The following is an 11,851-nucleotide window of genomic DNA, read 5'->3' on the forward strand; positions in this document are numbered from 1 at the left end:
GAGGTTCAGGTTTCGGAAGTGGGGCGTCAGAGGGCCAACGCTGGCGAGAACCCGCCACCGAATTGCAGAGTCTGGTGGTTTGAATCACACTAGATCGTTCCTTTTACATTGAAGTCAGGCGCTCCGTCCCTGACCCCTGAATCCCGACCCCTGACCCCTCCTCCCATGATTTGCGTTTCGATAGGTCGTAGCCGTCACAAGCACCTCTTGGCCGAGTACCACGAGCTGGTCAAACGTGGCGCGCAGCTCGTAGAGCTGCGATTGGACTACGTAGCGAGCCGGCTGAACCTGCAGCGATTGCTCAAGGATCGCCCTTGCCCCGTGATCATAACCTGCCGCCGCGAAGAGGATGGCGGCAAGTTCAGCGGCGAAGAGCAGGCCCGGCAGATGGTGCTCCGTGAAGCGGTCGCCCTGGGCGCGGAGTACGTCGACCTGGAAGACGACATCGCGGAGAGCATCCCGCGGTATGGCCAGTCGAAGCGGATTATCAGCTACCACAACTTCCGCCACACGCCGGACGACCTGGACGAAATCTACAAGCGGCTCTCGAGTCTCGACGCGGACATCGTGAAGATCACCACCATGGCGCAGAATCCGCACGACAATCTGCGGATGCTGGAAATGGTGAAGAATGCTGATTTGCCGACCGTTGGCATGTGCATGGGCGACATTGGCACCCCGTCGCGGATCCTGATGGGCAAGTACGGCGCGCCGTTCTCCTATGCCACGTTCCACCACGAGCGGGCACTCGCTCCGGGGCAGTTGGCCTTCGACCAGATGAAGGACCTGTACCGCTACGACTCGATTACCGAAGACACCCAGGTGTTCGGCGTGATCGCCGACCCAATTGCCCATAGCCTGAGCCCGCATATTCACAATGCGGCGCTCGCCGAGCAGGGCGTGAACGCCGTGTACGTGCCGTTCCGGGTGCCGCCCGACTCGCTGAGCCAGTTTATCGAGGATGTTCCGCGGCTGGGTATCAAGGGCCTTAGCGTCACCATTCCCCACAAGGAAGCGGTGAAGAAGCACGTGACCAAGGTCACTCCGGCCGTCAAAGGAATCAAGGCTGTTAACACCCTGGTGTTCCGCGATGGCGAGGTGATCGGTTGCAACACCGATTGCACAGCCGCGATGGACGCGCTGGAGCATGCGATGGGCGGCGCGGGGCAAGAGGCGAGTCCGCTGCAAGACAAGCGGGTACTGTTGATGGGGGCCGGCGGCGTCTCGCGTGCCATCCTGTATGGACTCAAGCAGCGCGGTGCACGGACCATCCTTGCCAGCCGCACCCGCGAGCGGGCCGATAAGCTGTCCACCGAGTTTGGAGCCAAGGCCGTCGATTGGGGCGCCCGGCATACCGTTCCAGTTGATGTAGTGATCAACGGAACTCCCATTGGCATGCACCCCAATGTCGACGAAACGCCTTACAACCGCTCGTACCTCAAGCCGTCGATGCTGGTGTTCGACACGGTCTACAATCCCGAGTCGACGCTGCTGATCAAAGAAGCCCGCAGCCATGGCTGCCACACAGTGACCGGCGTGGAGATGTTCGTCGGTCAGGCAAAGCTGCAGTACTATCTCTTTACGAATAAGGAAGCGCCTCTCGACGTGATGAAGGCGACGTTGAAGCGAGTGACCGGTCCGGTGAAGTATTAGGGTAAGCGGCTTTTGGCTGTAGGCCGTAGGCTGTAAGCTATGGACTTGCCTGCCACCGACCACTGTTCACTCGAAGCCCATGCCCCCTGATCGCAGCATCTTTCTGATTGGCTACCGGGGAACCGGCAAGACTACCATTGCGCAGGAGTTGGCCGAACGATTCGGGTGCGCGTGGGCCGATTCGGACGACATCGTCCAGACCCGCGCCGGCAAGCCGGTCGCCGACATCTTCGCCGACGAGGGGGAGCGCTTCTTCCGCGATCTGGAACAAGCCGTGGTAGCTGAGCTGGCCGCAGGGCCAACGCAGGTCGTGGCCTTGGGCGGGGGGGCCGTGTTGCGGGAGGCCAGTCAGCGGGCGATCGACGGAATGCACGTCGTGTGGCTGAAGGCCACGCCGGAGGTGATTGCCGAGCGGCTCTCGGCCGATGCGGCTTCCGCCTCACTGCGACCCAGCCTCACAGGGGCGGGGCTCACCGAGGAAATCGAGCAGGTGCTCACCCAGCGGACGCCCATTTACCAGCAATGTGCTACGCTTGAAGTCGACACCGAGGGCCGCACGCCGCAGGCCATCGCCGCCGAGATTCTCCAGCAGCTCACCGCCAACTAGCCATCCAGCGACACGATGTCATGCAGTTGATACTGGCCATTCCCCTCGCCGCGCGACTCGCCCTGGTGTTTGTCGTTGCCGCGGTGTTGGCGTCACTGGCCAATGCGGTGATCTATCACTTTGCCTGGGAGCGCCGCCTCCGCTCGCCCTGGCAACCGAAGCCGCCGGAGTTGGAGCCGCGCACCTGGAGCGACTGCATCCCGATCGTCGGCTGGTGGTTCTTGCGGCGCGAAGCACCGCATCACGGCCATGGGCACTGGATTCGGCCGATGCTGATCGAGCTGGCCTTCCCGCTCGGCCTGGCGTGGCTGTACTGGTGGGAGACCGAAGCCCTGGGGCTTATCGCCGAACAGGCACTCGGTAACATCGGGGCCTTCGCCCCCGACCAGTTCGCGGTGGCGACCCACCTCGAGTTCCTCGCCCACGCGGTGCTGATGTGGTTCATGCTGGCCGCCACGTTCATCGACGCCGACGACCGCATCATCCCCGACATCATCACCGTGCCAGGCACGATCTTTGGACTGATCCTGGCGACGCTCGCGCCGCTGGCCTTGTTGCCGCAAATCACGATGCCCCCAGTGCCGCCGGTGGCCGGCCAGCAACTGATCGACAAAGCAGGCGCGGCCACGAAGTTTTATCTCGAGCCGGTCCATCTGGCCGCTGCGAGTGACTGGCCGGCCGAACTAGCGGCGGCGCCCAACTGGAAGTCATTGGTGCTGGCGCTGGCCTGTTATTGGCTCTGGTGCTTTGCGTTCGTGCGGCGAAGCTGGCTCCGGCGGCGCGGCTTGGTGCGAGCGGTGCGGCACTTCCTGACCCGCGTGGGCAGCGACTGGTGGACCACACCGCTCCGCGAGGTGACGGCTATCGGCACCGTGTTGGTGGTGGCTGTCTGGTGGTGGGGCGGCGCGGCCTGGGTGGGACTGCTCACATCGCTGGTGGGGCTGGTGGGCGCTGGTGGCGTGGTGTGGTTAATTCGCATTATCGCCAGCCCTGCCTTGGGTAAAGAGGCCATGGGCTTTGGCGACGTGCTACTGATGATGATGATCGGCACGCTGATCGGCTGGCAGGCGGGCGTGATCGTGTTCTTCCTCGCCCCGTTCGCCGCGCTCGTGTATGGCCTGGTGCAACTCATTGTCCGCAAGGAAAACGAACTGCCGTACGGGCCGTTCCTCTGTGCGGCCACGGTGTTTCTAATCGTCCGCTGGGCCAGCGTCTGGAACTGGGGCAGCTTGTTCTTCCAGAGGCCAATCCTGGTGCTGGTCGTGTTAGCGGTCTGCCTGATTCTATGTGGCGCGATTTTAGCGGTTTATCAGGGACTGAAGAACCGAATTCTCGGGGCACCCGAGGCAGAGTGACCTAGGTTTGGGTGGAAATGACACTTCCCCAACCCTTTGCTCTGGCATGTTCTGGTTCTCGAAAATTCACGATCTGCTGGCCCACCGCGATCAGGTGGCCCAGGGACGCTACGGCGTCATCGAGACGCGCCATGGCGAGTTCCACTCGCTCGAGCTGCGGCCGCTGCCCAAGCTGATCTCCTGGCCCGAAGTGTGGCCCGTGCGACTGAAATTTCATGCCCGCGGCCCGCAGGATCGCTGCCGGTTGTACTTTAATCAACCGCGGGGCATGGCAAACTTCCTGGCGTTGAAGTACATCGTATCGACCGATGGCACCCGCTACGCCACGTTCCGCGCGGCCCTGGCGGCCCTGGACCAGGTGGCAGCCATCAAGCGGACCGACGCCATCGTGTGCGATGCGGCCAACGTCCGCCTGAGCGATCGCCTGATGCAACGCTGGGGATGGGAACCGCATAAGCCACAGCGTTGGCACCGCAATTTCATCCGCCGCTTCTACGGCGAGTACCCTGCCGGTTGCCTGCCTGCTTGAGCGTCAGTGAATCTGAGCGCTAGGCCACCTTGCCGCGGTCGTTGGGCGTGTCGCCCGAGAAGTGAATCTGCAGCGGTTGGGAAGTATCCAGGTGCACGTCTCGCTGCGGGTAAGCGACCACAATGTTCGCCTGGCGGAATCGTCGCTCGATCTCCAGTCGCAGTTCGCTCTGAATCCGCTTCTGTTCGGTGAGGTTGCGGAACACCAGGAAGAAGTGGAGTTCGAACTCCAAGGCGTTGTCGCCGAATCCAGTGAACCACGCAAACGATTCCGGCGCGTCGAGCACGCGGATGTGCTGTTCGGCCACCGACTCCATGATCTCGACCACCTGATCGGTGGGCGAGCCGTACTGGACGCCCACTTTGACCAGGGTGCGAATGGTGGGATCGGACAAGGTCCAGTTCGAAACATTGTTTTCCACCAGCGCGCTGTTGGGCACGATGATTTCCAGGTTGGTTTCGGTGCGGATGCGCGTGCTGCGTGTGCCGATCGCCTCGACAATGCCAATGACCTCGCCTAGTTGAATCATGTCGCCCACCCGAACCGGACGCTCGGTTAGCAGGATCAAACCGCTGAGGAAATTGTTCACAAGCCGCTGACTGCCGAAGCCGACACCGATGGCCAGGGCACCGCCGAGGAACGTGAACAGCGTGAGCGGCACATTCACCAAGCGCAAGGCCAGCAGCGTAGCACAACACACCAAGGCGTAGAAGGTTAGCGAGCCTAGCGCGTGGGCCGCTCCTTCCTGCACTCCCAGTCGCGGCAGGATGCGGCGACCGAAGAAGCGGCTCAGCCGCTTCGAGATGGCAAAGCCCAATACCAGCAGTAGGGCTCCCATCACAACTTTGCCGACGGTGATTGGGTTGTCGTCTTTCGTGCTGGCAAGTTCGTACGACCAGATGTTGGCCGCCCGCTGCCCATAGACACTCATCCACTGGCTAAATGAGAAGTGGTCCGCGCGGCGTTCGATTTCCAGCAACAGTTTCTCATGCAGCCGGGTTGCCGCGTCGAGGCGGATGTACGAATCGTTGTAGAACTCGATTCCAGCGCGGAGCGTACGCTGCTGGTCGCGGAGCCAGCGACGGACCTGGGTGTCGTCCTCGCTGGTGTCCTTCATTCTCCGATCGACGGCCGCCAGGTTCGAACGTAAGCCGTCGATGCGGGCGTCGATCAAACGTCGTTCATAGCTCAGTTCATCGACCAACGACTCGGCAGTGTCTTCCCAATCAGTCAATTCGTTGGTGGTGAACTCGCCCGTCGCAATCTGGTACCGCCGGTTCCAGGTCTGGCGCATCGGCGCCAGCCACTGCAACTGGTCGGCCAGCATCTGCTTCTCTTCGGTTCGCAGGGTGCGTGCCCGGTCGCGGGCCTCGACTTCCGCCCGCAGGGCCCCTGAGGGGTCATTGGCTTGGTCCATCCGGGCGCGGGCGTTACTCCATTGCTCGTCCAGGTATCGACGTCCCGCCTCGTTCTCCTCCAATTCGTTGTTGATGTCCTTCTTCAATTCGTCGAGCGCGACCAGTTGCTTCTGAAAATCGGACCACGAGAACGTGACGTCCTGTTCGACCTGGGCAATGGTCTCTTCGAGCAGTTGCGACTCGAGCTTCTTCGTCTCCTCAACATACTTTTCGTTTTCCAACTCGATGCGACGAAGCTCGACAACCGCGGCGGCCAACTCGCTTTCGAGCGTTTCGTACTTCAGTTCGAGCGCCAGTTCGCCTGCCTCAGCGGGGTCGTCGTTTGTCTTGGCGCGTTCCGCCGCACGGCGACGTTCCTTCGCGGCGTCCTCGGCGGCCGACTTGGCCCGCTCGAGCGATTCGCGGGACGCATTGGTGGCCGCGGTGCGGGATTCCAGTCGGTCGCGCTCGGCCGCCAGGGAATCGTTGAGCGACTCCAAGTACAGAAACGAGTACGGCTTCTCAGCTTGAGGTCCGTTCTGCCGCAAGTCGTCCAACTGCTCCTGGACTTCGGCTCGGTCCTCAACCAGCTCGTCCTTCAGTTGTTGGGACGCCTCGCGTTGCTGCAGCACCAGGTCTTTTTGTTTCAGCAATTCAACTTCTCGCGAAGTCGGTTCTGGTGTCTGCTGGTTGTTGTCCGCCGATTCGGGGAGCGACCGCTGCGCAACGCGGATTCGCTCGGCGACCTCTTCGCGCTGGTCGGCGATCGACGTTTGTTCCGGCGGCGTGACGTCTTGATCGGCTGCCTTTAGAAGCGGGCCGGCAGCGGGGAGCGCCTCGGCCCGGCATACCGGTGCTGAGCTCTGCGACACGACGAACGTGGCCAGAAGTAACCCGACAGCAGAATGGGCAGTGCGGTACATCGAGCAATCGATGGAAAGGGGATAGCGGGGGGCGGAAAGTACCGAATTGCTACCGATGAAGTCAATTGCAGGTCGGGGGGGACCTTTTGTCTCGCCCTCGTGCAAGCATCGCTGGCGGCCACTCGTCACGGGTTAGCTGGCCCCAAGTTTGGTGCTAGCATTCCCCGCCTTGTTGCTGCGGATCTAATAGCCAGTTCTGGCTTGCTCTTGTGGCCAGCCACGACGGGTGCTAAAGTCCGCGCGCTGGAGCTGTCGTTTTCGCTAGCTCGTTTGCCCCCGACTCCTCAAGGTCCGATGCCCTTTCGCTACGCCACAACTGTTTTGTTGATGCTGGTTGCCCTGGTGGCCACCGGATGCGGGCGCGTTGTGTTTACGCCCAAGGGGGGGCCGCCGCAGGCACAGCCGATTGCGCTTTCGCCTCAACAGCAACAACAGTTGGCCGCCACGCAGCAGCAGTTGCAGCAACGGGCCAATGCACTCGATCGTGACAATCAGGAACTCGAGGCCCTGTTGGCCCAATCGCGGCAGCAGGAACAATTGATGCGCGACCAGACCGTGGCCATGCAGCAACAGTTGCAGGCCACGACCGACCGCCTGGCCGCGATGCAGACCGACAACCAAAAGCTGCTGGCAGACAAACAGCAACTGCAAAACCGTACTCAGGCCCTTACGGCCAGCGCCAGCGTGCAGCAGCCGGTGGGAGCCGAGATTCGCGCCAACAATACGCTGCTCAAGCCGCTGCAGTCGGCCAACATGGCGGGCGTCAGCGTGCGGCAGGATGGCGACACAATTCGTGTGACGATTGCCGGCGATACGCTGTTCGCGCCGGGCAGCCCGCAGTTCCAACCGGGGGCCGATCAACTGCTCCGCAGTGTGGCCTCGGACCTGATGTCCAATTACCCCGAGCATCGCATTGGCATCGAAGGGCACACCGACAGCCAGACCGGCTTGTCGGCCCAGTACCCCACGCCGCACCATCTGTCGGTTGCCCAGGCGACGGTCGTGTACGAGCAGCTGAGGCAGTCGTTTGGCGCCGCGCCCGAGCAACTGTTCGTGATTGGCCACGGAGCCAACCACCCGCTGGTCTCGAATGCCACGCCCGCCGGTCAGGCGCAAAATCGCCGTATCGAACTGGTGGTCTATCCCGAAACCACCCGCCGCCGGTAATCCGGGCTCTCTCATCCCTGGCGAACTTTGGATACACTGGGGCTGTCGTTGCATTTGGTTGTTCCCTCGCGGAGGCAGGTGTGCCTCCGGCTATTTGGGTCCCGAATGGCGGTGCTTAGATTCCTGAACCCCGACCCCTGAATCCTCGCCCCTGCTCCATGATCGCGATCATCAACTACGAAATGGGCAACCTCCGCAGCGTGCAGAAGGCACTGGAGAAGGTGGGGCACCAGGCCGAGGTAACCGACGAGCCCCAGGCAATCGCCGCGGCCGACAAGCTAATCCTGCCGGGCGTGGGAGCATTCGCAGATGCGATTGCCGCACTGCGGGAGCGGAAGCTCATCGAGCCGATTCGTCAGGCGGTGGCCGATGGTACCCCGACGCTGGGTATCTGCCTGGGCATGCAACTGTTGTTCGAGACCAGCTACGAGGATGGCAAGCACCAGGGACTTGGCATCCTGCCGGGCGAAGTGGTGCGGTTCGAGGTGCCTCACGAGTACAAGGTACCGCACATGGGCTGGAACCAGATCACCAAGCAGAAGGACTCGCCACTGTTCGAGGGCATCGACCAGGGCGCCTACTTCTACTTCGTCCACTCGTACTACGTCGTGCCGACGGACCCCAGCGTCACCGCCACCACGACCGATTACCCCGACCCATTCACCAGCAGCGTCCAGCAAGGCAACCTGTTCGCCACGCAGTTCCACCCCGAGAAGAGCCAGCGATTGGGACTGAAGCTGCTTGAGAACTTCGCGGCGTTGTAGGCGGTCCAGAGCGACGCTAGGGCCCTAAGTCTTTTGATGGAACACTAGCACGAATCCTCACTAATCACTATTCGTCCCGTGGCGGCGGCGAAGGAACCTCTCAGCAGATGCTTTGGTCCCTGCGAATAACTTCGCGTATTACCGGGCCGTAATCATGAAACTCCACATCCTTAGCGACCTGCACCTGGAATTTGAGTCGTTCGAGATTCCGAGTGTTGACGCGGATGTTCGTATTCTGGCGGGCGATATTGACGTCCGAACTCGTGGCCTGGAATTCGCGCTGGAGCAGTCGGCAATTCCGGCTATCTACGTAGCCGGCAACCACGAGTACTACGGAGATGCACTGCCGAAGCTGACAGACAAGCTGCGCCAGCAAGCGAGCGGGACGCAGGTTCACTTTCTTGAGAACGAAGTTGCTGTGTTTGGGGCAACGCGGATTCTTGGCTGCACCTTGTGGACTGACTTTGACCTGTGCGGCAGCGAAATCCGCGAAATTGCCATGCTTGAAGCCAAGAAAATCATGAACGACTACAAACGTATTCGAAAATCGCCACGCTACGGCAAGGTGCAGCCAGCGACCACGCGCAGCTTGCACCTCTCCAGCCTTGCCTGGCTGAGGTCCGAGTTGCAGCGCGAATGGTCCGGACAAACCATCGTGGTGACGCACCATGCGCCATTGGTTCAGTCGTTGGACCGACATAAGCCCGTCGAATTGCTGTCGGCAGCCTATGCGAGCCAATTGGACTCGTTGATCGAGGAGTTTCCTATACACCTCTGGATTCATGGCCATACTCATCACTGTGTCGACTACGAGTGGATGGGCACGCGAATCTTAAGTAACCAGCGCGGATATCCAGACGCACCGGCAATAGGGTTTGATGCTGGATTGGTTGTGAGTATTTGATACTGCAGAACACTAATTGGGGCTAATTTTCGAAGGCAATTATTAGCGCGGATTAGTGTCGATTAGTGTTCCGAATCATTCCTGCTGGTCCTGCTCCAGCACAAACGCCAGGATGTCGGCCAGGTCCGCGACCGTCATCGTCTTTTCCAGCCCCTCGGGCATGATGGAGTTCTTGGAGGGTTCGCGGAACTCTATCTGATCGCTCGCCAGGTCGAAGCGATTGCCCTCGGAGTCGATGTAGGGTTCGGTACCTCCGTCGCCGGGCAGGGGAAGTCGCAACCCGACGAGCGTCTTGCCTTCGTCGGTCTCCAGCACCCAGGGGACGTACCGCGGGGCGATGTCGCGACTGGGGTGCAGGATGGCGGTGAGTGTTTGGCGGCGGTCGTGGTTCGTGGAGTAACGCGTCAGATCGGGACCGTAGGTGCCGCCGCGGCCAGCGAGGGTGTGGCATGTCGCGCATTTTGGGCCCAGGGTGCTGTGGAACAGCCGGCGTCCCGCGGCCGCATCGCCACGCCCCTCGGTCAGCGCGAGCCAGGTGTCGAGGTCGTCAATTTCGGGTTTAAACTCCTCAGGCGTGTCGAACTCTCCTCGGAGTCGGCGAACACGCATTGCCTCGCCGGCCACCACGGCGAGGTCGCTCCCTGAGAGGCGCTCTAACAGTGGCTGGAAGTGTTCGGGCCCGCCGGCCAGCCCCGCCAGGGCATCCGCTCGTACTGCCGGATCGACCGTTTCGTCGCCCGCCACCTTGGCCAGGTACTGAAACCGCTCGGGGTGGTCGCCGAGCGCCAGGGTCCGCACGGCTTCGGTCCGCAAACCGGCATGCGGACCCTCGATGTAGCCATTCAGGGTGTCGAGCGTAAGCTGCTTATGCGTGGGCGAGACGAGCCGCAGCGCAAGTGCCTTGCGATCGTTGGAGCGGCGCGAATTACGCAGTTCGCGCGCCAGCAATCCATCGACAACCGACTTTGGTGGCGTTTCGCGATTGCTGTCGAGCCAGTGGATCGCACCCAACACGCAGAGGTAATACCGCTCGTTGGGAATTTCACCATCGAGTAATTTGGCCACCTCATCACGGAACTCGGTCAGATGATTGTCGGCAATCCAGCGGAGGGCGTAGAGACGCACATCGGGGTTCGGGTCTCGCAATGCTTTGCGGAGTATATCGGGACGCACGAATTCTTCCCACCGCAGAGCTTGCAGCTGAGTGAGTCGCCCTCTCAACCCCTTAGCTCGCAGCAGTGGGGGGCCGTTGGGATCGAACTGCGAAGCGAGCGCTGCCACTGCCAATTGCCGAGCGAAGGGATCACTCGAATCAGCGAGGCTTTGTGCGTCGTCGACTTTGCGCTGTGCCTGCTCTACGGTCTCCACAGCGGCCAACTCCGTTGTGCTGGTGGAAGACGGTCCCACCAGCCGCCAGATACGTCCCTTGCCATGCACCGGATAGCTCCGCGACACCCAATCGGCAAAGTAGAGCGCACCATCGGGGCCCACCGCACAACCGGTCGGCCGAAAGTCCTCGTCGCCCTGCACGACGATGTCGCACTTGGCGGTGAACGACATGCCATCGGCCGCGAGCTTGTAACGCTCGATGCGATGATCGCCCCAACTTGTGACCCACAAGTGACCGTTGTGCGGCACCACGGCGCAGGGGGCTTCGCCGGTGCCGCAGATCATCGGCAGCGTGCCGGGCAGTTCGCCATCCCAGGCCTGCAGCGGATGGACCCCCGCGCGGCCATACTCCCAACGGTGGCCATAGTCGCCAGTGGCGACTACGTGGATCAACCGGCAGGGGGGGCTGGCGTCGGGATCGTTGTCGACGGCGAACAGGGCATGGCTGCCGACGATGCAGAGCCCGAACGGATTCCAGAAGCCTTGCGCCACCTTGGTAAGCCCCGAACCGTCACCAGCAAAGTGAAACACCATGCCGGTGCCTCCCGAATCGGCAAACTCGCTGCCGTCGCTGCCGATCAGTCGATACGGCGCGCCGAAGTTCTCGCCGAGTCCCAGGTAGAAACCGCCCTGGCGGTCGAAGACAAAACCGCCGAGTGCGTTGTGCGGGTAGTCGACCTTGGTTTCGAGGTGAACCAGCGTCGTTTGTGCGTCCGCTTGGCCGTCGTCGTCGGTATCGCGCAGTAGGAAAACATCTTTGCGAGTGACCACCACCACGGCGCCATCGCTCCGCACGGCCAGATTCATCGCATGGCGAAATCCGTCGGCGAAGGTGCTCCAGGTGTCGAATTTGCCGTCGCCATCACCATCGGAGAGACGCCGGATCCGATCGCTCGTGGGGCCGCTGTAGTCCTCTGGGCGTTGATGGGTGTGCGATTCGATGACCAGCAGGTCGCCCGCGTCGAAGGCCAGGGCGACGGGCGTGACGATATCGGGTTCGCTGGCCACGCGTTCGAGTTGGAAACCCTCCTGCAACACACGCGGCTCCGCGGCGTGTGCGGTTTTGCCCAGTGTGTGTGACCATATCGCAGCGAGCAGCAGGCAAATTAAACGCCCCCTATTGACGGGGCTACAAAGTAGCCGACTAGTTAAAAAAGTGGCCT

Annotated in this window: 9 protein-coding genes; 7 read left to right on the top strand and 2 right to left on the bottom strand. The window is 61.7% G+C overall.

The window, feature by feature from the left end; genetic code table 11:
- Positions 1 to 165: 165 nt before the first annotated feature.
- The 4 genes from aroE to NG895_RS27610 all read left to right on the top strand — a co-directional run bounded on the left by aroE (position 166) and on the right by NG895_RS27610 (position 4,144).
- Positions 166 to 1,653 carry a shikimate dehydrogenase gene (gene aroE, locus NG895_RS27595; RefSeq protein WP_252855795.1) on the top strand — a complete coding sequence of 496 codons (1,488 nt, stop codon included), beginning with the start codon at positions 166 to 168 and terminating at the stop codon, positions 1,651 to 1,653.
- Between the two features lie 79 nt (positions 1,654 to 1,732).
- Positions 1,733 to 2,260, top strand: coding sequence for a shikimate kinase (locus tag NG895_RS27600; protein ID WP_252855796.1), 528 nt, complete (start codon positions 1,733 to 1,735; stop codon positions 2,258 to 2,260).
- Positions 2,261 to 2,280: 20 nt separating this feature from the next.
- Entirely contained in the window at positions 2,281 to 3,615 is a 1,335-nt protein-coding gene (locus NG895_RS27605; RefSeq protein ID WP_252855797.1) for a prepilin peptidase, read from the top strand.
- Between the two features lie 46 nt (positions 3,616 to 3,661).
- Positions 3,662 to 4,144 (top strand): hypothetical protein, encoded by a 483-nt coding sequence (locus NG895_RS27610; protein WP_252855798.1) that lies wholly within the window; start codon positions 3,662 to 3,664, stop codon positions 4,142 to 4,144.
- 19 nt (positions 4,145 to 4,163) lie between these two features.
- Here NG895_RS27610 and NG895_RS27615 read toward each other — a convergent pair whose 3' ends face one another.
- A complete protein-coding gene (locus NG895_RS27615; protein ID WP_252855799.1) occupies positions 4,164 to 6,464 on the bottom strand; it encodes a mechanosensitive ion channel domain-containing protein in 2,301 nt (766 codons plus the stop codon).
- A gap of 294 nt (positions 6,465 to 6,758) precedes the next feature.
- On the opposite strand from NG895_RS27615, the gene NG895_RS27620 reads away from it, so the two are divergent.
- The 3 genes from NG895_RS27620 to NG895_RS27630 all read left to right on the top strand — a co-directional run bounded on the left by NG895_RS27620 (position 6,759) and on the right by NG895_RS27630 (position 9,299).
- On the top strand, positions 6,759 to 7,631 hold the full coding sequence (locus tag NG895_RS27620; protein ID WP_252855800.1) for an OmpA family protein: 873 nt from the start codon (positions 6,759 to 6,761) through the stop codon (positions 7,629 to 7,631).
- Positions 7,632 to 7,789: 158 nt separating this feature from the next.
- Positions 7,790 to 8,395 (top strand): imidazole glycerol phosphate synthase subunit HisH, encoded by a 606-nt coding sequence (gene hisH, locus NG895_RS27625; RefSeq protein ID WP_252855801.1) that lies wholly within the window; start codon positions 7,790 to 7,792, stop codon positions 8,393 to 8,395.
- A 154-nt stretch (positions 8,396 to 8,549) separates the two neighbouring features.
- A complete protein-coding gene (locus NG895_RS27630; RefSeq protein WP_252855802.1) occupies positions 8,550 to 9,299 on the top strand; it encodes a metallophosphoesterase in 750 nt (249 codons plus the stop codon).
- A gap of 75 nt (positions 9,300 to 9,374) precedes the next feature.
- Here NG895_RS27630 and NG895_RS27635 read toward each other — a convergent pair whose 3' ends face one another.
- Complete coding sequence (locus NG895_RS27635; RefSeq protein ID WP_252855803.1) at positions 9,375 to 11,726, bottom strand: PVC-type heme-binding CxxCH protein; 2,352 nt, start codon at positions 11,724 to 11,726, stop codon at positions 9,375 to 9,377.
- Between the last annotated feature and the right edge of the window lie 125 nt (positions 11,727 to 11,851).

Source organism: Aeoliella straminimaris (genome assembly GCF_024054565.1).
Lineage (GTDB): Bacteria > Planctomycetota > Planctomycetia > Pirellulales > Lacipirellulaceae > Aeoliella > Aeoliella straminimaris.